The following is an 18,542-nucleotide window of genomic DNA, read 5'->3' on the forward strand; positions in this document are numbered from 1 at the left end:
CGAGGCTTGAAATGCGAAGAGTGGTCCAGTTTTCCACCGGCAATGTGGGTCAGCACGCGCTTCGCGCGCTCATCGGTCGTCCCGACATGGAACTCGTGGGAGTGCACGCCGCCAGTCCGGAGAAGATCGGGCGCGACGCCGCCGAATTGTGTGGGCTGACCGAGCTTACCGGCGTCATCGCAACCGATGACATCGACGCGCTGATCGCCTCGAAGCCGGACTGCGTCGTCTACACCGCCCTCGGCGAGACGCGTCCGATGGAGGCCCTGGAGCAGATGTCGCGCTTTCTGTCCGCCGGGATCAACGTCGTCGGGACATCGATGGTATGGCTGGTGACGCCGCGCCAGGCCGACGACTGGCTGCGGGGGCCGCTGGAAGAAGCCTGTACTGCGGGCAATTCGTCGCTGTATGTCAACGGGATCGACCCGGGCTACTCCGGTGACACCGCGGTGCTCGCGGCGCTGAGCCTCGTGACGCGGGCAGAGTCGGTCATCGTCCGCGAAGTCTTCGACTACAGCAACTACGACGATTACGAATACACCGGCACGGCAATGGGATTCGGCAGCAAGCCGGGTGATGACCCGGCGATGGCCTTCCTGCCGGGGGTCATCACGACCATGTTCGGGGGCTTGGTTCGCAACATCGCCGCACACCTGTGCGTCGAACTCGACGATGTCACCGAGCGTTTCGAGCCGTGGTACACCGATCGTCGCATCGAATGCAAGATGATGACGGTCGAACCCGGGGGGATGGCCGGTGTGCGCTTCGCGGCCGAGGGATTCCGCGGTGGCTCACCGGTTATCACCGTCGAGCACACCACCCGGCTCACCCCCGAGGCCGCACCGGACTGGGAGTATCCGCCGGAGGGCCACTCCGGCGTGCACAAGGTGATCATCGAGGGTGAACCGCGCGTCGAGGTCGACACCCTGCTGTCGCACCCGATCCTCGACGTCACCGAGGCGGGCTGCGTCTCCACCGCCGCCCGCGTCGTCAACGTCATCGACTGGGTGTGCCGCGCTCCCGCGGGCCTGATCTCGATGGAGCAGATCCCGCCATCGGAAATGGCTCGCGGCCTGATGTGGTGAGGACAGTCGGCACTGCGAGACGTACACCAGGGTCGCGAATACCCACGCGGTAACGACCCTGGCGTAGAACTCGCGAAAAGGACGCCGGCCGAACCTATGCCGCGGCAGCCGCGCCGGCCGAACCTATGCCTCGGCGAGCTGCTTCTGCTCGTAGAGTCGCGCCCATTCCTTGCGCGGCCGGATCGACACGTCGACGTCGGTGGCCTTGGCGCGCAACGCTCCTGCGGTCGCCTGCTCCCTCGGGGTGAGCTTGAACGGATCCCAGCTGAAGAACCGGCAGGAGTTCTCCCACGTGATCTTGTTGATGTCGGAATCCGACGCACCCGCCGCGTTGAGTTCGGCGAGCACCTGCTCGGGAGCATCGGGCCAGAAGCAGTCCGAGTGCGGGTAGTCGCATTCCCAGGCGATGATGTCGATGCCGATCTCGTGGCGCAGCTTGAGCGACGTCTTGTCGGTGACGTAGCAGGCCAGTGAGTGCGCACGGAACACGTCGGACGGCAGCTTGTCCCCGAAGTCGCGCCGCAGCCACTTCTGATTCGTGTAGTGGCGGTCGCTGCGGTCCAGGTAGAACGGGATCCAGCCGATACCGCCTTCGGAGAACGCGAATTTCAGGTCGGGATAGTTGCGCATCGCCGGACCCCACAACAGATCCTGCGCGCACATCGCCGACACCTGGGTGGCCAGGATGATCAGGTTGTCGATCGGGGCGTTGGGCGCCATGCTGATCGCGCCGAAGCCGGTGCCGATGTGCAGGCACATCACGACGTTCTCCTCGGAGAGCGTGCGAAACACCGGGCCCCAGTAGTCCTCGTCGTGATAGCTCGGAAGTCCTTCGAGGTGCGGCAGTTCCGGCATCGTCACCGCGCGGCAACCCTTCGCCGCGACGCGGCGGATCTCGGCGCACATCGCTTCGGGATTCCATGTCGGCAGGATGGCGATCGGGATGAAGCGGTCCGGGTAGGAGCCCGCCCACTCGTCGATGTGCCAGTCGTTGTAGGCCGACACCATCACCAGCGTGGCATCCTCGCGGTGCATGTTGAGATGACGCGCGGAGAACCCGGTGAACGTGGGGAAGCACATCGACGCGAGGATGCCGTTGCGGTTCATGTCGCGGACGCGCTCGTGCACGTCGTACACGCCGGGACGCATCTCGGCAAAGCCCGCCGGGTCACGGCCCCACTCCTCGGCCGGCCAGGACACCACGGCGTTCAGCCCGCTGACGCCTTGCGGACGGCCCTGATACATCCACTGGTCGACGCCCTTGTCATCGGTGACCACGATCGGCGCCTCGTCCTTGTACTTCGCCGGGACATGCCGGAGGAACATGTCGGGCGGTTCCACCACGTGGTCGTCGATGCTCACCAGGATCAGGTCGTCAACGTTCATACCTCAGTAGTACCGTCTATCGCCGTGACCGTCTCTGCGCTATCGGACAGAGGTTTGACCGAACCGGCCAACCTGATCGCCCGGCCGAGTCGACGCGTCATCGATCTTCGGCGGGGCGGCCGAGCCCTCGGCGGCAGCTACCTCTACGAAGGCGACGCGCTCATCACCGGCTGGCACTCGCACGACGTGCACCAGATCGAATACGCACTCGGCGGGGTCGTCGAAGTCGAAACCGACTCGGCGCACTACCTGTTACCGCCCCAGCAGGCCGCGTGGATCCCGGTCGGACTCGAGCACCAGGCCACCATGAACCCTGACGTCCGGACCGTCGCGGTGATGTTCGATCCCGAGTTGATCCCCCAGGCGGGCGACCGCGCGCGCATCCTCGCAGTGTCACCACTGATCCGCGAGATGATGATCTACGCGTTGCGCTGGCCGATCGACCGGCCGCGGGGCGACGAGGTTTCCGACGCCTTCTTCAGGACACTGGCCAACCTGGTGGCCGAGGCGCTCGACCACGAGGCGCCGCTGAGCCTGCCGACTTCGGAGCATCCCATCGTCGCCGCCGCGATGGCGTACACCAAGGAGCATCTCGACGGCGTGAGCGCCGACGAGGTGAGCCGGGCGGTTTCCGTTTCGGAACGGACACTGCGGCGACTGTTTCAGGATTCGGTCGGAATATCTTGGCGCACATACCTTCTCCACGCCCGGATGCTCAAGGCCATGGCGTTGCTCGCCGCACCGGGGCAGTCGGTTCAGGAGACGTCGTCGGCCGTCGGCTTCGACAGCCTCAGTTCGTTCACCCGGGCCTTCGCGCAGTTCTGCGGGGAGACGCCGACCAGCTACCGCAAACGAGTAGGCGGTGCCTCGCTGTAGACGTCAGGATTGGTGGCGCATCTGCCCATCACGCAGGAGCGAGTCAGTGGCCTCTTGCCACCGCCGCAATTGTGTCGGCGTCTCGAGCGGTTCGGGAAGATGGCGCTCGATGTGGGCGCGCAGCACCCACGCCCCGAGCGCCAGCACCAGCGGATTCAGCGTGCCCCAGATCGGATCGAGATCCGGTCGGGTCAGATTCTGCTCGGCGCGCACCCGCCACCGCTCGGCACCGATGTCCGCCAACGCATCGAATACCTCTCGCCCGAGCGCGCTGCCGTCGGTGAGCGCGCGGCCGACGTACGCCACCACATCCGGCTCGTCGGCGACGAGCGACGTCACCCTGTTACCGATGTCGGCGATGGAATCTGCCGGCGGTTCGGGAATGGGTTTCGCGAGTGCGGAGGCCATCACTCCGAGCACATGGTCGTCGACGACCTTGATCAAATTCGCCTTGGTGTCGAAGTGGTGTTGCACTAATCCGAGCGAAACACCCGCTTCCGCAGCGACCGCGCGCAGTGACGTCGCCGACGTGCCCCGGTCCGCGAAGCATCTCAGCGCCGCGTCACGGATCCGTTCGACGCTCGGACGCTGATCACCACCGGAGGCGTACCGATCCATCCGTACCGCCGTCATCGATACCCGCAGGCGAGAGAGTTCACCCCCACACCCTAGCCAGTGCGAAAGTGTCGCCAGCAACGATACACGTGTATTGTCGGCCGAGTCGGGGACCGCACGACCGAGAGGAGACCAAGATGCCCGTCGACGAACGGCCGACCGGCAGGACGGCTCGCCCCTTTTCGGTCGGCGCATTGCAGAACGCTCCGATCGGCGCCTGCGCCCAGGACCCCGACCGATGGGCTCTCGGGGCCGACGACGGGGCCAAAGAGGTGTGCCGGACATGTCCGCGACGCTGGCTCTGTGCGCGGGAGGCGTGCGAGACGCCTGGGGCCGTCGGGGTGTGGGCCGGCATCCACATCCCCGACACCGGCCGGTCACGCCAGTTCGCGTTGCGGCAACTGCAATCACTGGCCGAACTCAACGGGTTCACGGTCCGAAGGGCGGGCTGAACCGGGTCTTTTCGGGCGCGGGTTTCGCGGGGGTTGCCAGTGGGCAACCTCTGCGCAACCGTAACCCGCGAGCCAACAGGAGACCTCGATGCGCGAGCGCGCCCTCGCCCCCGCTGACAACCCGGCCGCCGAAGCGCTCGCTACGACCGGCCTCTTCCTGATCTTCACCGCGATCATCGCGGTCGCGGTCGGCCTGGCGAGCTGGGGCGCCTCGGATGCGCCGCTGGCCGCCACCGCCGGTGTGGTCGCCGTGTTCAGCTTCACCGCAAGCCTCGTCTGCTTCGGCAAGCAGAGCAGAGACGATTGAGCCGCTCCGGCGCTCGCCTGCGATGATGGCCAGCTATGGCCCGCTGGTATCCCCTCGTCTCCGCCGACGCTGACTTCCTGGTCTCGGCCCCGCACGTCTTCCGCTACGAAAAGCTCTTCGCAGCGACACCGGAGCGGGTGTGGGGCTCGCTGACCTCCGACGAGTCGCTCGCCGCGTGGGGACCGTCGATCAAGGACGTCACGTGGACATCACCACGCCCCTTCGGTGTCGGCACCACCCGCGACGTCACCGCCCCAGGCGGCGCCGTCCTGCGTGAGCGCTTCTTCCACTGGGACGAAGGCCATCAGAAGTCGTTCTACGTTTACGAGGCGACGCTGCCGCTGTTCAAACGGTTCGCCGAGGATTACATCGTCGAACCGGAGGGCCGCCAGACGCGGTTCACATGGGTGCTCGCGATCGAGCCGAAGAGGGCGACGAGCCTGCCGGTTGCGATCCTGTCGCCACTGCTGCGAGCCGGATTCGGCCGCATTCCCAGCGGCGGGCAGAAGTACTTCGTCGGCTGAACCCGCAGGCGTGGATCACGATCGTGGCGCCGACACCGCCGATCGGCTTGAGTGCGCGAGGGGGGACTCGAACCCCCACGTCCACAGGACAATGGCACCTAAAACCATCGCGTCTTCCATTCCGCCACTCGCGCATGGGCCGTCCAAGGGTAGCGCGGTACCGTTGGAAGGTGTCCACTACACGGCGTAGGAGGCCGGCGCTCATCGCACTGGTGATCGTCGGCGCCGCCGGCTGTCTGGCATTGGCGTGGTGGCAGTGGACTCGCTTCGAGTCGGCCTCGGGCAGCTTCCAAAACCTCGGCTATGCGATGCAGTGGCCGCTGTTCGCGGGTTTCGTCGTGTACGCGTATTACAAGTTCGTGCGCTACGAGGAGGCACCACCCCAGCCCACGAATCGCGACATCACCCAGATCCCTGAGGACCTGCTCCCCCAAAAGCCCGCAGCGTCAACCCGCTTCGACGACGACGTCGACGACCCCGCACTACGCGAGTACAACGCCTACCTGGCCGAGCTCGCGAAGAAAGACAAGGAACATCCGGCCACATGACCGAACCGTCGATCACCTCCGCCGAAAACATCCGCAAGGCGCTCCTGGGTTACCGGGTGCTGGCCTGGACGACGGGCATCTGGCTCATCGCGCTCTGCTACGAAATGGTGATGAAGTACGTCTACCACGTCGAGGGCCTGAACTGGATCGCGGTGGTTCACGGCTGGGTGTACTTCGTGTATCTGCTCTTCACCGCCAACCTCGCGGTCAAGGTGCGCTGGCCGATCGGAAAGACCGTCGGTGTCCTGCTGGCAGGCACCATTCCGCTCGTCGGCATCATCGTCGAGCAGGTTCAGACCCGCGAGATCAAGGAACGCTACGGTCTGTAGTCAGCGCCAGGTCCGGCTCTGACTCCTCAGATTCTTCGGCGTTCGGAATCGCGAGCGCCGTGAGGGCGGCGATGACGGCCGCACCGGCTGCGATCAGCAGCGCCACGCGCAACCCGCCCAGCGACGGCACCTGCTGCCCCGCCACGGTCGTGGTCATCACCGTGAGCACCGCGCCGATGACCGCGCTCGAGATCGACGTGCCCAGCGAACGCGCCAGCGCGTTGATACCGTTGGCGGCCGCCGTTTCCGACACGGGCACCGCCGCGTTGATCAGCGCGGGCAGCGACGAGAACGCGAATCCGACACCGACGCTGACCATCACGTTGAACACGCACAGCTGCCACGCGCTGTTCATCAGCAACAGCCCCGACAGGTAGCCGACGGCCACCACCGCCGACCCCACGAACAGCGTGAACCGCGGACCGTGCACGCCGGCGATCCGCGCGGCCACCGGGGACGTCAGCATCATCGCCAGACCGCCGGGCGCCATCCACAGACCGGTCTGCAGCATCGACTGCCCGAGCCCGTAATCCACCCCCGACGGCATCTCGAGAATCTGCGGGCCGATCAACGACATCGCGAACAACGAGAAACCGACCGCGATCGAGGCCAGATTCGTCGTCAGCACCGGGCGCTTCAGCGTGGTCCGCAGGTCGACGATCGGCGCGGTCGTCCGGAACTGCCACAGCGCGAACAGCGCGAAGACCACCATCGACGTGGCGAACATCGTCACGGTCATCCCGCTCGTCCAACCCCAATCCCCGCCCTTGGAGATGCCCAGCAGCAGCGTGACGAGCCCGCCCGCCAGACCGATCGCGCCCAGCGCGTCGAAGCGATCGCCGGAAACCGACGGAAGGCGTGGCACCAGCGCGGCGAACGACACCGCCGCCACCACCCCGAGCCCGGCGCCGAACCAGAACAACGCGTGCCAGTCGAAGCGATCGGCGATCATCGCCGACAGCGGAAGCCCCAACGCACCACCGACGCCCAGCGAGGCACTCATCAGCCCCATCGCGGTGCCGACCCGATGCGCCGGCACCGAGGCACGCATCACGCTGATGCCCAGCGGAATGATCGGCATGCCGAAGCCCTGGAGCCCGCGGCCCACGATGACGGGGACCAACGCAGTCGTCGTCGCCGCGATCAGCGATCCCACGGTGAGCAGTACGGCGCAGATGATCAGGATGGGCTTGGGCCCGTACATGTCGCCGAGCCTGCCGAACATCGGCGTCGCGACGGCCGCCGTCAGCAGCGTCGCGGTGATCACCCACGACGCGTTGGATGCGCTGGTGTTCAGCAGCGTGGGCAATTCGGGGATCAGCGGGATGACGAGCGTCTGCATCAGCGACACGCTGATGCCCGCGGCGGCGAGCACCGCCACGACGATCGCCGGGTGCCGCGTCCTGCCGACTTCGGATTCGACGGAGGAGCGGGGCACCCCCGGGATGCTACCGCTTAGAGGAGCTATACAAAATTTCAGCGCCGAACGTGAGCTTGTGCTCGAAATACCCGCCGAATCTCGCGCACAAGCTCACGTTCGCAGGGCCAATTCGCGTAACGCGGGAAGCAGGGCCGTCAGCGCCCGCCCACGATGCGACGCCGCGTCCTTCTCGGCGGGATCGAGTTCGGCGGCCGTGCGCGTAGAGCCCTCCGGCAGGAACACCGGGTCGTAGCCGAAACCGCCGTCACCGCGCGGTTCGCGGACGATGCTGCCCGGCCACTCGCCCCGCACGACGACCTCGCCGGCGCCGTGCACCAGCGCGCACGCCGACACGAACGCCGCGCCGCGCCGGTCGTCGGGCACGTCGGCCAATTGCGCCAGGAGAAGCGACGTGTTCGCCCCGTCGTCGCCGTGCCGACCCGCCCACCGCGCCGACAGCACCCCCGGCATCCGGTTCAACGCGGCGACCTCCAGCCCGGAGTCGTCAGCGACCGTCGCAAGACCCGTCGCCCGAAACGCGTCGCGCGCCTTGGCCAATGCGTTCTCCTCGAACGTCGCGCCGGTCTCGGGCGCCTCGTCGAACGCGGGCACGTCGTCGAGTGAGCGCAGCGTCAACCCCGACACCCCTGCCGCCGTCAGCACGCGGTGCAACTCGGCCAGCTTCTTCGGGTTGCGGCTGGCCACCAGCAGCTCGGTCAGCTTCCGAACGCCTTCTTCGGCGGCTCTTTCGACTCCGGCAACACTCCGGGATACGGCAGCTCCAGGGCCTGGCGCTGGATCTCGAAGATCTGCTCGCACGCACCCATCGCGGCGTCGAGCATCTTGTCCAGCGTCGAGCGGGGGAACGTCGCGCCCTCACCGGTGCCCTGGATCTCGACGAGGGTTCCGGTATCGGTGGCGACGACGTTCATGTCGACCTCGGCGCGCGAGTCCTCGCTGTAGGGCAGGTCGACGCGGACCCGGCCGTCGACCACGCCGACGCTGACGGCGGCGATCGCACACGACAGCGGGCGCGGGTCGGACAGCTTGCCAGCGGCGCCCAGGTAGGTCACCGCGTCAGCCAACGCGACGTAGGCCCCGGTGATCGCCGCGGTGCGGGTGCCCCCGTCGGCCTGCAACACGTCGCAGTCGATCGCGATCGTGTTCTCGCCCAACGCCGCGAGGTCGATGCACGCCCTCAGCGACCTTCCGACCAGCCGGCTGATCTCCTGGGTGCGGCCGCCGACGCGGCCCTTGACGGACTCTCGGTCGGACCGGTCGTGAGTGGCGGCGGGCAGCATCGCGTATTCGGCTGTCAGCCAACCTTTTCCGGAGCCCTTACGCCAACGCGGCACCCCCTCGGTGACGCTCGCCGTGCACATGACGCGCGTCTGGCCGAATTCCACCAGCACGGAACCAGCGGGATGGGTGGTGAAACCGCGGGTGATGCGAACCGGCCTCAGCTCGTCGTCAAGCCGGCCGTCTTCTCTCTGGGACACGAACCAACCCTATCGGTCGGTTCGGACCCCATCGCTTGAGACCGTCAGGCCGCGCGGACGACGTCGAACGTCTCGTTGCACACCACCGCGTGCACCGGACCGTCGAACTCGGCCTTGGCCTCGCTGATGACGTCCTCGCGCGACGTCCACGGCGGGATGTGGGTCAGCAGGAGTTCCCCGACACCGGCCTCGGCGGCGGCCCGGCCCGCCTCGGTGCCCGACAAGTGCAGCCGCGGGGGCCGTTCCGGCGAGTGCGTCCAGGACGCCTCGCACAGGAACACGTCGGCGCCGCGCGCCAGATCGATGAGGGCGTCGCAGTAACCGGTGTCCCCGCTGTAGACCAACGTCGCACCGTCCTGATCGGTGATGCGCATCCCGTAGGACTCGGTGGGGTGGCAGACGAGCTTCGGCGTCACGCTCAGCGAGCCGATGGTGACCGCCTCGTTGTCAACCCAGTGCCGGATCTCGAAGATGTCGGAGAAGTCGTCGACCTCCCCACCTTCGGGCGACGACGCCGCGCCGAGCCGCGCCCAGGTGTTGGCGGGGCCGTACATGATCCCGCGCTCCTGCGCGGGGGACGGGTGATAGCGCCGCCACACGAACAGCCCCGGCAGATCGAGGCAGTGGTCGGCATGGAGATGGGACAGCAGCACGTGCACGTCGTTGGGATCGGCATGGCGCTGCAGCGCGCCGAGCACTCCGCCGCCGAAGTCGAGCACCAATGGCGGGGTATCGGGTGCGGAGACTAGATATCCGGACGCTGGCGAATCAGGTCCGACAACACTGCCGGAGCAACCGAGAACGGTGATTCGCACACTCACTAGCTTGCCATGCCCGATAGGCCTGTGACGAAAACATGGCCGGTTTGAGCGACCGAAATCATCTTGGCGCGCCGACGTGACGTTGAACAGGTCGAACGCCGTCGAGTGTGGGCCCGAGAAACCGTGCGGCCAGGGCGGTGAACGCGTCTGGATCGCCCGTCGCCTCGAAGATTCGCCGCACCGGAGGACCGTCGTGCGGGCGCAGCAAATCGAGTTCGGTGAGCACCTTCAGCAAGTCCTTGGCGGTCTCCTCGGCGCTCGACACCAACGTGACGTTGTCGCCCATTGCCAACTGGATCAGCCCGGACAGCATCGGGTAATGCGTGCAGCCCAGAACGAGCGTGTCGACCTGTGCGCGCTGAAGCGGTTCCAGGTACCCCTCGGCGAGGCCCAGCACCTGCCGCCCGCTGGTCACGCCGCGCTCGACGAAGTCGACGAAGCGTGGGCAGGCCACCCCGATCACCTCGGTGTCGCGGGCCGCCGCGAACGCGTCCTGGTAGGCGCCGGACGCGATCGTCGCCTCGGTGCCGATGACGCCGATCCGGCCGTTGCGGGTGGCGGCGACGGCCCTGCGCACGGCGGGCAGGATCACCTCGACGACGGGCACCGGGGCGTAGCGTTCGCGGGCGTCGCGCAGGCACGCCGACGACGCCGTGTTGCAGGCGATGACGAGCGCCTTGATCCCGCGCGAAACGAGATCGTCCCCGATCGCCAGCGCGTGGGCGCGAACTTCCGGGATGGTCAGCGGCCCGTACGGCCCGTTGCCGGTGTCGCCGACATAGACGATGTTCTCGTCGGACAACTGGTCGATGATCGCGCGGGCGACCGTGAGCCCGCCGACTCCCGAATCGAATATGCCGACGGGCGCGTCCGCAGACACTGCCGGACTCACGACGTCAGGTACGGGTTCGTCGCCACGCTCTTGCGCTTCTCGCGTGCCTTGCGCTCCGGACCGGACAACAGATACGCCGCGATGACGCCCGCGACGGCACCGCTGAGATGGCCCTGCCACGAGACCCCCGGCGTGCCCGGCAGCACGCCGAGCAGAACGCTGCCGTAGACGAGCAGCACGATCACGCCGACGACGATCTCCCACGCCTTCCGGGTGAAGAACCCGAACACGATGAGGAACGCCAGCCAGCCGAAGATCAGCCCAGAAGCGCCGATGTGGTTGGCCTCGCACCGCACCCCGACGTACGGGCAGTGCATGCCGATGTTGCCGATCAGCCAGGTGCCCAGCCCGCCGACGATCCACACGATGGCCGTCGCGAAGATGAACCGCGACATGCCCGCCAGCGTCATCAGGAAGCCGAGTATCAACGCGGGCACGGTGTTGGCGATCAGGTGGTCCCAGTTCGAGTGCAACAACGGAGCGAACAGGATGCCCAGCAGGCCGTCGGACTCCAGCGGCCGGATGCCGTTGTCGTCGAGCCGGTGGTTCGACAGCGAGTCGAACAGCTCGATGACCCACAGCAGCACGACGAAGCTGAAGACCGCGACGGCGCCGATCACCCACGCGGGCCGCTTCCTCGGTTGCGACGGTGTGGTCCCCGGGTACCCGGTCATGCCCATAGCTGCCCTTCAAGCGCGTCTTCGGCGTCATCAAGGCTACCGGCGTACGCACCGGTCGACAGATACTTCCACCCCGCGTCGGCGACGACGAACGCGATGTCGGCCTGCTCCCCCGCCTTGACCGCCTTGGCTGCCATGCCCAGCGCCGCGTGCAGCACCGCGCCGGTGGAGATGCCCGCGAAGATCCCTTCCACCTGGACCAGGTCGCGGGTGCGTTTGACCGCGTCGTACGAACCGACGGAGTACCGCGTGGTGAGCACATCCGGGTCGTAGAGCTCGGGAATGAACCCCTCGTCGATGTTGCGCAACGCGTAGACGCCCTCGCCGTACCGCGGTTCGGCGGCGACGATCTTCACGTCCGGCTTGCGTTCGCGCAGGAACCGTCCGGTCCCCATCAGAGTTCCGGTGGTGCCGAGGCCCGCGACGAAGTGGGTGATCTCCGGAAGGTCGGCGAGGAGCTCGGGGCCGGTGCCCTCGTAGTGCGACAGGGAGTTGGCCTCGTTGCCGTACTGGTAGAGCATCACCCACGAAGGGTTCTGCAGCGCAAGCTCTTTCGCATGCGCGACGGCGGTGTTCGAGCCGCCCTCGGCGGGTGAGTAGATGATTCGCGCACCGTAGAGCTCGAGCAGCTGACGGCGTTCGATCGAGGTGTTCTCCGGCATCACGCAGATCATCTGGTAGCCCTTGAGCAGCGCCGCCATCGCCAGCGAGATGCCGGTGTTGCCGCTCGTCGGCTCCAGGATCGTCGCGCCGGGTTGCAGCCGGCCCTGCCGCTCGGCCTCCTCGATCATCCGCAGCGCCGGACGGTCCTTGATGGAGCCGGTCGGATTGCGGTCCTCGAGCTTGGCCCATAGCCGCACATGGGGCTCCTCGTCCCAGCGGGGCGAGAGCCGGCGCAGGCCCACAAGCGGCGTCTTGCCCAGCGCTTCGAGCAGTGAGTCGTATCGCGCCAAGATCAGCCGCCTGCCACCGCGGGCAGGATCGTCACCGAGTCGCCGTCGGCGATCGTGGTGTCGAGCCCGCCCGAGAACCGCACGTCCTCGTCATTGACGTAGATGTTGACGAAGCGGTTCAGCTTGCCGGGGTTGTCCTTGTCCATCAGGCGCTCGGAGATGCCGGAGTAGTTGGCCTCCAGGTCACTGATCACCGCCGCGAGGGTCTCGCCGGACGCGGTGACGCGCTTCTCCCCACCGGTGTGGGTGCGCAGGATGGTCGGGATGGACACGGAAACAGACATGCGACGACTCCTTTGGGGCTCAGGTCTTTTCAGTACTGCTCGACGATCTTGACGGGTTCCTCGGTGACGACGCCGTCGACGATGCGGTAGCTCCGCAGTTCGTGTTTCTCCGGGTCGCGGGTCGACACAAGCACGTAGTGGGCGTCGGGTTCGGATGCGTATGCGATGTCGGTGCGGCTGGGGTACGCCTCGGTCGCGGTGTGCGAGTGGTAGATGATTATGGGCGCCTCACCTGCGTCTTCCAATGCCCGCCACACCTTGAGCTGTTCCCCCGAGTCGAACCGGTAGAACGTCGGCGACCGCTCCGCGTTGGTCATCGCGATGAAGCGCTCCGGGCGGTCCGAGCCCTCGGGACCCGCGATCACGCCGCAGGCCTCGTCGGGATGATCGGCGCGGGCGTGGGCGACCATGGCGTCGACCAGATCCGCTCGGATGACCAGCACAGCAACTACCCCTTTCTGCACGAAACTGTATTCCAGCAGCGAAACATCGAGTAAACGGCTGCTGGAATGCAGTTTCGCGATTACTCGAACGCTCCGGGCAACAGGTCCCGGTACGCGGGTATTCCGGCCACCGACGAGGCGGCCAGCACACCGACCATCACCGCGCGGGCCAGGCAGTCCGCGGCGGCGGCGCCCACCTGAGTGATCAGCGGCACCTCCGGCGACATCGACGCCGGCGTGGTGGGATCGGGAGGCACCTCGACGGCACCGGTAGCCAGCGCGAAGACGGTGTCCCCGTCGAGCGGCGTGTGACACGGCCGGATGGTGCGTGCCAGCCCGTCGTGCGCGGCGACGGCGACCCGTCGGCACCCCGCCGGACTCAGCGCGGCGTCGGTGGCGACGACGGCGATGGTCGTGTTGAGCGGGCTGTACTCCTGGTGCCGGTCGGCGTACGCCGCGATCTGGTCGGCCGGCGGGGCGACCAGACCGAACTCCTCGATCTGGTACGCCAGCCACGGCAGGCCGGTCGCGGTGTCGACCGCATCCCCGGCGGCGTTGACCACCACGAGCGCACCGACGGTCGCGCCGCAGTCCAGGACCGTCGACGCGGTGCCCACGCCGCCCTTGAGCACGCCCACACGCGCGCCGGTGCCCGCGCCCACGGTGCCGAGCGCCACCTCGGTTCCGGCGTTGGCGGCCGCGGCGTACCCGAACTCCGCGGTGGGCCGGCACTGCCATCCGCCGACCGGAAGGTCGAACACCACCGCGGCGGGCACGATCGGTACCACGCCGCCCTCCAGGGCGACGCCGCGACCCTGTTCCTCGAGCCAGCGCATCACCCCGTCCGCGGCGGCCAGACCGTAGGCGCTGCCACCGGTCAACACCACGGCGTCGACGTGGCGAACGGAGTTGATCGGGTCGAGCAGATCGGTCTCGCGGGTGCCGGGCGCCCCGCCCCTGCCGTCGACGCCGCCGACGGTGCCCGGCGGTGTGAGCACGACCGTGGTGCCGCTCGCCCAGCCCGAACCCAGCGTCACGTCAGGGTCGAGGCGATGGTGCTGGCCCACCCGGATGCCCGCGACGTCGGTGATCGAACTCATCTCGACTTCCCCATCAATCCCAGCACCAGATACTCCTGCAGCACGGTCAGCCACTGGTAGACGTCGAGATGCCCGGCCATCGGATGGTCGGGCGGCAGTTCGTCGGGCCCGTCCGGTGAGATCGCGAGCATGGTGCCCAGGGCCAGGCGCATGTCGTTGACCGCCGCGGCCCAAGCGTGCGCGTCATCCTCGGTCAACTCGAACTTGCCGCCCTGCACGGGCATGGTATCCAGAAGTGTCTGCGCTGCTTGACGTTTCGCGTCGATAATTTCGGGCTCATGCAGGCTTCGCAGTGCGCTGTTGAGGCTCTCGGTGGCATTGGAGCCGGCCGGGTGGTCGCGCTGCGGCCGGTAGAAGTCGGGCAGCAGACGTTTCATCGTGTCGTCGTCGGGCGGCGTCGAGTTACCGGTGCGCATACCGGTGATCTCTTCGAGTTCATCTGCGGGCGCGGATGATTCGCGCTCCTCGAGCATCCCCACGACCGAGGTGGCCAGGCTTCGCAACAATGCGGCCTCGTGTGGCGCGATGGCCGACCGGAAGCGTGCGCCATCGGCGGTCTCCACCCGCTTCCATTTACGCACTTGTCTGTCAGCGGTCCTGCTGCATGGTCGCCCACAACCCGGCGGCGTGGAGCTTGGACACGTCGACCTCCATCGCCTCGCGGCTGCCCGCCGAGACCACCGCCTTGCCCTCGTTGTGCACCTGAAGCATCAATTTGGTCGCGTGCGCTTCGGGGTAGCCGAACAGCTTCTGGAAGACGTAGGTCACGTAGGTCATCAGGTTCACCGGGTCGTCCCACACGATGGTCACCCACGGAGTGTCGGTGGCGGCGTCTTCCGTCGCGACGGACTTGACGCCCCGCTCCTCGCGAGTCCCCGGTCGAGCCTTCGCCGGCGTAACCATGTTGTTCAGGATAGCCAACGCATAACCGGCACTTCGAGCTACTACGGTGACACCTGTGACCGCCGCATCCCCGGCCCTGCTCACCGACAAGTATGAGCTGACGATGCTCGCGGCCGCCCTGCGCGACGGCACCGCGCACCGACGCACGACCTTCGAGCTCTTCGCGCGCCGACTGCCCGAAGGGCGTCGCTACGGCGTCGTGGCAGGGACCGCACGGTTTGTTGATGCTTTGGCGCAGTTCGAATTCGACGATGCGACGCTCTCGGCGCTCGCGGACTTCCTCGACGAGAAGACACTCGCCTATCTGGCCGACTACCGGTTCGGAGGAGATGTCGACGGATACGCCGAGGGCGAGCTGTACTTCCCGGGCTCGCCGGTGCTCTCGGTGCACGGCACGTTCGGCGAATGTGTCGTGTTGGAGACCCTGGCGTTGTCGATCTTCAACCACGACACCGCGATCGCCTCCGCCGCCGCCCGCATGGTCAGCGCGGCCCAGGGAAGCCCACTGATCGAGATGGGCTCGCGGCGCACCCACGAACGAGCCGCCGTCGCCGCGGCCCGCGCCGCCTACCTCGCAGGTTTCGCCGGATCGTCCAACCTGGCGGCCCAACGCGACTACGGCGTTCCGGCGCTGGGCACCAGCGCGCACGCGTTCACGCTGCTGCACACCACCCCCGACGGCCCCGACGAACGGGCCGCCTTCCGCGCGCAGGTCGACGCACTCGGGGCGGGTACGACGCTGCTCGTCGACACCTACGACATCACCGAGGGGGTGGCGGCGGCCGTCGACGTCGCCGGTCCGGAACTCGGTGCGGTGCGCATCGATTCCGGTGATCTGGGGGTGCTGGCGCGTCAGGTTCGCACGCAGCTCGACGACCTCGGCGCCACCAAGACGCAGATCGTCGTGTCGGGAGATCTCGATGAGTTCGCGATCGCCGCGTTGCGCGCCGAACCCGTCGACATCTATGGCGTTGGAACGTCGCTCGTCACCGGTTCCGGCGCTCCCACCGCGGGCATGGTCTACAAGTTGGCCGAGGTGGACGGTCTGCCGGTGGAGAAACGCAGCAGCCACAAACAGTCGCACGGCGGTCGCAAACAGGCGATGCGGCTGGCGAAGAAGACCGGCACGATCGTCGAGGAGGTCGTCTACCCCTTCGGCCGCCCGCCCGCCGACACCGACGGGCTCACCTCGCGACCGCTGACGGTGCCCTTGGTGGAGCGCGGCGAACCCGTAGGTGAACCGTCCCTCGATGCGGCCCGCGACCGGGTCCGCGCCGGCCTGACGAGCCTTCCCTGGGACGGGTTGAAACTGTCGCGTGGCGAGCCGGCGGTGCCGACGCGGCTGATCCCGCCCGGCGCGTAGGGGGGTCATCACGTCAGACACGCCGGACATCACCGAACTACTGGCCACAGCCGTCGCGGGTCTGGGCGGCCGCGAACGCGAAGGCCAGATCGAGATGGCCAAGGCCGTCGCCAACGCCTTCGACACCGGCGAGCACTTGGCCGTTCAAGCCGGGACCGGAACCGGGAAATCGCTGGCCTACCTGGTGCCCGCGATCGCACGCGCGGTCGACGCCGACGAACCGATCGTGGTGTCGACCGCGACCATCGCGCTGCAACGCCAACTCGTCGACCGCGACCTACCGCGGCTGGCCGAGTCGCTGTCCCACGCGCTGCCCCGCGCCCCGGAGTTCGCGCTATTGAAGGGCCGCGCAAATTACCTGTGCCTGAACAAGATCCACAACGGGACCGCCACTGAGCCCGAGGACCGCCCGCAGGAGGAGCTGTTCGAACCCGTGGCCAGCAGCGCCCTGGGCCGCGACGTCAAGCGACTCATCGCCTGGTCTTCGGACACCGAGACCGGCGACCGTGACGAGTTGACACCCGGTGTCGGAGACCGGTCCTGGTCTCAGGTCAGCGTGTCGGCGCGCGAATGCATCGGCGTGGCGCGCTGCCCGTTCGGCACTGACTGCTTCGCTGAGAAAGCTCGGGAGAAAGCCGGCCACGCTGATGTCGTCGTGACCAACCATGCGCTCCTGGCCATCGACGCGATCTCCGATGCCGCGGTGCTTCCCGAGCACCACCTGCTCGTCGTCGACGAGGCGCACGAGTTGGTCGACCGGGTGACGTCGGTGGCCACCGGCGAGCTGTCGGCGACGTCGCTCGGCGTCGCCCACCGCCGGGCCGCGCGCCTGATCGACGAGGAGCTCTCCCAGCGGTTGGAGGCGGCGACGGCGACGCTGTCGTCGGCCATCCACGACACCGAACCGGGCCGCATCGACGTGCTCGACGACGAATTGGCGACCTACCTGACCGCGGTGCGGGACGCCGCGCATCGGGCCCGCTCGGCGATCGACACCGCGCCCAGCGACCCGGCGGCCGCCTCCGCGCGGACCGAAGCCGTGACGGCGTTGACCGACATCGGCGACACCGCCTCGCGCATCATCGACTCCTTCGTCCCGGCCATCCCCGACCGCACGGACGTGGTGTGGATCGAACGCGAGGAGACGCGCGGGTCCGTGCGGACGGTCTTGCGGGTCGCGCCGCTTTCGGTGTCAGGGTTGTTGCGCGCCAGGCTCTTTGAGAACGCGACGACCGTGCTGACATCGGCGACGTTGACCATCGGCGGCACGTTCGACGCGATGGCCTCGGCGTGGGGGTTGAAAGGTGAGGACGCCCCGTGTTCGACGCCGCCGCCAGAGCGGCTCCGGTGGCGGGGCATCGACGTCGGATCGCCGTTCGAGCACGCGAAGTCCGGGATCCTCTACGTCGCAGCGCATCTGCCGCCGCCGGGACGCGACGGCACGGGATCGGCGGAACAACTCGACGAGATCGCCGGCCTGATCGCCGCGGCCGGCGGTCGGACGCTTGGGTTGTTCTCCTCGATGCGCGCGGCCAAGGCCGCCGCCGAGATCATGCGCGACCGTCTCGACACCCCGGTGCTGTGCCAGGGCGAGGACACCACATCGGCGTTGGTGAAGCGGTTCGCCGACGACCCGGAGACGTCGCTGTTCGGCACGTTGTCGCTGTGGCAGGGCGTCGACGTGCCCGGTCCGTCGCTGTCGCTCGTGCTCATCGACCGCATTCCGTTCCCCCGCCCCGACGACCCGCTGCTGACGGCCCGGCAGCGGGCGGTGGCCGCCCGCGGGGGCAACGGATTTATGGCCGTCGCGGCCAGCCATGCCGCGCTGCTGTTGGCACAAGGGGCGGGACGACTGCTGCGCACCGTCGACGATCGCGGTGTGGTCGCCGTGCTGGATTCCCGGATAGCCACCGCCCGCTACGGCGGATTCCTGCGGGCCTCGCTGCCGCCGTTCTGGGCGACGACCGACTCGCACCGCGTCCGGGCCGCGCTCGAACGTCTACGCGCGGGCTGATTCTTTCTTATTCTGTCAAACGCTTCATTGTGCGCGCCCCAGGCCGCC

Annotated in this window: 23 protein-coding genes and 1 tRNA gene; 9 read left to right on the top strand and 15 right to left on the bottom strand. The window is 67.8% G+C overall.

Features of this window, described 5'->3' with window-relative positions; translation table 11 throughout:
* Positions 1-11 precede the first annotated feature (11 nt).
* Entirely contained in the window at positions 12-1,085 is a 1,074-nt protein-coding gene (locus A5650_RS10930) for an NAD(P)H-dependent amine dehydrogenase family protein (protein WP_067290441.1), read from the top strand.
* Between the two features lie 123 nt (positions 1,086-1,208).
* Here the strand turns inward: A5650_RS10930 and A5650_RS10935 are convergent, their stop codons facing one another.
* The gene (locus tag A5650_RS10935; protein WP_067290444.1) at positions 1,209-2,471 is read right to left on the bottom strand and encodes an amidohydrolase family protein; all 1,263 of its coding nucleotides are present in this window, start codon (positions 2,469-2,471) and stop codon (positions 1,209-1,211) included.
* A 24-nt stretch (positions 2,472-2,495) separates the two neighbouring features.
* Here A5650_RS10935 and A5650_RS10940 point away from each other — a divergent pair, with 24 nt between their 5' ends.
* Complete coding sequence (locus tag A5650_RS10940) at positions 2,496-3,347, top strand: AraC family transcriptional regulator (protein ID WP_067290448.1); 852 nt, start codon at positions 2,496-2,498, stop codon at positions 3,345-3,347.
* A 3-nt stretch (positions 3,348-3,350) separates the two neighbouring features.
* Here the strand turns inward: A5650_RS10940 and A5650_RS10945 are convergent, their stop codons facing one another.
* On the bottom strand, positions 3,351-3,965 hold the full coding sequence (locus A5650_RS10945) for a TetR/AcrR family transcriptional regulator (protein ID WP_231992595.1): 615 nt from the start codon (positions 3,963-3,965) through the stop codon (positions 3,351-3,353).
* Between the two features lie 134 nt (positions 3,966-4,099).
* Between A5650_RS10945 and A5650_RS10950 the strand changes: the two genes are divergently transcribed.
* From A5650_RS10950 to A5650_RS10960, 3 genes are all read left to right on the top strand, one after another.
* Positions 4,100-4,414 carry a WhiB family transcriptional regulator gene (locus A5650_RS10950; RefSeq protein ID WP_082950716.1) on the top strand — a complete coding sequence of 105 codons (315 nt, stop codon included), beginning with the start codon at positions 4,100-4,102 and terminating at the stop codon, positions 4,412-4,414.
* Between the two features lie 88 nt (positions 4,415-4,502).
* On the top strand, positions 4,503-4,721 hold the full coding sequence (locus A5650_RS10955; protein ID WP_067290454.1) for a hypothetical protein: 219 nt from the start codon (positions 4,503-4,505) through the stop codon (positions 4,719-4,721).
* A 35-nt stretch (positions 4,722-4,756) separates the two neighbouring features.
* Positions 4,757-5,245: an SRPBCC family protein gene (locus tag A5650_RS10960; protein ID WP_067290456.1), complete on the top strand. Its 489-nt coding sequence runs from the start codon at positions 4,757-4,759 to the stop codon at positions 5,243-5,245.
* A gap of 52 nt (positions 5,246-5,297) precedes the next feature.
* Here the strand turns inward: A5650_RS10960 and A5650_RS10965 are convergent.
* A tRNA-Leu gene (locus tag A5650_RS10965) sits at positions 5,298-5,379 on the bottom strand.
* A 36-nt stretch (positions 5,380-5,415) separates the two neighbouring features.
* On the opposite strand from A5650_RS10965, the gene A5650_RS10970 reads away from it, so the two are divergent.
* A complete protein-coding gene (locus A5650_RS10970; RefSeq protein ID WP_067290459.1) occupies positions 5,416-5,793 on the top strand; it encodes a hypothetical protein in 378 nt (125 codons plus the stop codon).
* Positions 5,790-6,122 carry a DUF3817 domain-containing protein gene (locus A5650_RS10975; protein WP_067290463.1) on the top strand — a complete coding sequence of 111 codons (333 nt, stop codon included), beginning with the start codon at positions 5,790-5,792 and terminating at the stop codon, positions 6,120-6,122. Before A5650_RS10970 ends, A5650_RS10975 begins: the two co-directional genes overlap by 4 nt.
* On the opposite strand, the gene A5650_RS10980 is transcribed toward A5650_RS10975, so the two are convergent.
* The 12 genes from A5650_RS10980 to clpS all read right to left on the bottom strand — a co-directional run bounded on the left by A5650_RS10980 (position 6,100) and on the right by clpS (position 15,117).
* A complete protein-coding gene (locus tag A5650_RS10980; RefSeq protein WP_286150370.1) occupies positions 6,100-7,560 on the bottom strand; it encodes an MFS transporter in 1,461 nt (486 codons plus the stop codon). The two genes, A5650_RS10975 and A5650_RS10980, sit on opposite strands and share 23 nt — an antisense overlap.
* Before the next feature lie 93 nt (positions 7,561-7,653).
* The gene (gene rdgB, locus A5650_RS10985) at positions 7,654-8,262 is read right to left on the bottom strand and encodes an RdgB/HAM1 family non-canonical purine NTP pyrophosphatase (protein WP_067290581.1); all 609 of its coding nucleotides are present in this window, start codon (positions 8,260-8,262) and stop codon (positions 7,654-7,656) included.
* The gene (gene rph / locus A5650_RS10990; RefSeq protein ID WP_067084896.1) at positions 8,259-9,041 is read right to left on the bottom strand and encodes a ribonuclease PH; all 783 of its coding nucleotides are present in this window, start codon (positions 9,039-9,041) and stop codon (positions 8,259-8,261) included. Before rph ends, rdgB begins: the two co-directional genes overlap by 4 nt.
* A 44-nt stretch (positions 9,042-9,085) precedes the next feature.
* Positions 9,086-9,862: a cyclic nucleotide-degrading phosphodiesterase gene (locus A5650_RS10995; RefSeq protein ID WP_067290469.1), complete on the bottom strand. Its 777-nt coding sequence runs from the start codon at positions 9,860-9,862 to the stop codon at positions 9,086-9,088.
* 58 nt (positions 9,863-9,920) lie between these two features.
* On the bottom strand, positions 9,921-10,742 hold the full coding sequence (murI, locus tag A5650_RS11000; RefSeq protein ID WP_067290472.1) for a glutamate racemase: 822 nt from the start codon (positions 10,740-10,742) through the stop codon (positions 9,921-9,923).
* An 8-nt stretch (positions 10,743-10,750) separates the two neighbouring features.
* Positions 10,751-11,434: a rhomboid family intramembrane serine protease gene (locus A5650_RS11005; RefSeq protein WP_067290475.1), complete on the bottom strand. Its 684-nt coding sequence runs from the start codon at positions 11,432-11,434 to the stop codon at positions 10,751-10,753.
* Positions 11,425-12,387, bottom strand: coding sequence for a cysteine synthase (locus tag A5650_RS11010; protein ID WP_067290479.1), 963 nt, complete (start codon positions 12,385-12,387; stop codon positions 11,425-11,427). Before A5650_RS11010 ends, A5650_RS11005 begins: the two co-directional genes overlap by 10 nt.
* Before the next feature lie 2 nt (positions 12,388-12,389).
* On the bottom strand, positions 12,390-12,671 hold the full coding sequence (locus A5650_RS11015) for a MoaD/ThiS family protein (RefSeq protein WP_067084905.1): 282 nt from the start codon (positions 12,669-12,671) through the stop codon (positions 12,390-12,392).
* Positions 12,672-12,700: 29 nt separating this feature from the next.
* On the bottom strand, positions 12,701-13,135 hold the full coding sequence (locus tag A5650_RS11020) for a M67 family metallopeptidase (RefSeq protein ID WP_286150371.1): 435 nt from the start codon (positions 13,133-13,135) through the stop codon (positions 12,701-12,703).
* Between the two features lie 59 nt (positions 13,136-13,194).
* Complete coding sequence (locus A5650_RS11025; protein ID WP_067290482.1) at positions 13,195-14,214, bottom strand: P1 family peptidase; 1,020 nt, start codon at positions 14,212-14,214, stop codon at positions 13,195-13,197.
* Entirely contained in the window at positions 14,211-14,795 is a 585-nt protein-coding gene (gene aosR, locus A5650_RS11030) for an oxidative stress transcriptional regulator AosR (RefSeq protein ID WP_067290486.1), read from the bottom strand. The genes A5650_RS11025 and aosR overlap by 4 nt, the downstream gene beginning before the upstream one ends.
* A gap of 7 nt (positions 14,796-14,802) precedes the next feature.
* Positions 14,803-15,117: an ATP-dependent Clp protease adapter ClpS gene (gene clpS / locus A5650_RS11035; protein ID WP_067084911.1), complete on the bottom strand. Its 315-nt coding sequence runs from the start codon at positions 15,115-15,117 to the stop codon at positions 14,803-14,805.
* Positions 15,118-15,220: 103 nt separating this feature from the next.
* On the opposite strand from clpS, the gene A5650_RS11040 reads away from it, so the two are divergent.
* Together A5650_RS11040 and A5650_RS11045 are read left to right on the top strand one after the other, a co-directional pair.
* On the top strand, positions 15,221-16,480 hold the full coding sequence (locus A5650_RS11040; RefSeq protein WP_067290584.1) for a nicotinate phosphoribosyltransferase: 1,260 nt from the start codon (positions 15,221-15,223) through the stop codon (positions 16,478-16,480).
* Positions 16,481-16,487: 7 nt separating this feature from the next.
* Positions 16,488-18,494, top strand: coding sequence for an ATP-dependent DNA helicase (locus tag A5650_RS11045; protein WP_067290489.1), 2,007 nt, complete (start codon positions 16,488-16,490; stop codon positions 18,492-18,494).
* The last annotated feature ends 48 nt before the right edge of the window (positions 18,495-18,542 follow it).

Origin of the sequence: Mycobacterium sp. 1164985.4 (genome assembly GCF_001668575.1) — a bacterium.
Classification (GTDB): domain Bacteria; phylum Actinomycetota; class Actinomycetes; order Mycobacteriales; family Mycobacteriaceae; genus Mycobacterium.

Excerpts from the sequence above, each read along its gene's own strand:
- A5650_RS10930 (WP_067290441.1), top strand. The coding sequence starts at position 12 with ATGCGAAGAGTGGTCCAGTTTTCCACCGGCAATGTGGGTCAGCACGCG.
- A5650_RS10960 (WP_067290456.1), top strand. The coding sequence starts at position 4,757 with ATGGCCCGCTGGTATCCCCTCGTCTCCGCCGACGCTGACTTCCTGGTC.
- A5650_RS10935 (WP_067290444.1), bottom strand. The coding sequence starts at position 2,471 with ATGAACGTTGACGACCTGATCCTGGTGAGCATCGACGACCACGTGGTG.
- clpS (WP_067084911.1), bottom strand. The coding sequence starts at position 15,117 with ATGGTTACGCCGGCGAAGGCTCGACCGGGGACTCGCGAGGAGCGGGGC.
- A5650_RS11040 (WP_067290584.1), top strand. The coding sequence starts at position 15,221 with ATGCTCGCGGCCGCCCTGCGCGACGGCACCGCGCACCGACGCACGACC.
- A5650_RS10955 (WP_067290454.1), top strand. The coding sequence starts at position 4,503 with ATGCGCGAGCGCGCCCTCGCCCCCGCTGACAACCCGGCCGCCGAAGCG.
- A5650_RS11015 (WP_067084905.1), bottom strand. The coding sequence starts at position 12,671 with ATGTCTGTTTCCGTGTCCATCCCGACCATCCTGCGCACCCACACCGGT.
- A5650_RS11025 (WP_067290482.1), bottom strand. The coding sequence starts at position 14,214 with ATGAGTTCGATCACCGACGTCGCGGGCATCCGGGTGGGCCAGCACCAT.
- A5650_RS10975 (WP_067290463.1), top strand. The coding sequence starts at position 5,790 with ATGACCGAACCGTCGATCACCTCCGCCGAAAACATCCGCAAGGCGCTC.
- A5650_RS10945 (WP_231992595.1), bottom strand. The coding sequence starts at position 3,965 with ATGGATCGGTACGCCTCCGGTGGTGATCAGCGTCCGAGCGTCGAACGG.
- A5650_RS10950 (WP_082950716.1), top strand. The coding sequence starts at position 4,100 with ATGCCCGTCGACGAACGGCCGACCGGCAGGACGGCTCGCCCCTTTTCG.
- A5650_RS11005 (WP_067290475.1), bottom strand. The coding sequence starts at position 11,434 with ATGGGCATGACCGGGTACCCGGGGACCACACCGTCGCAACCGAGGAAG.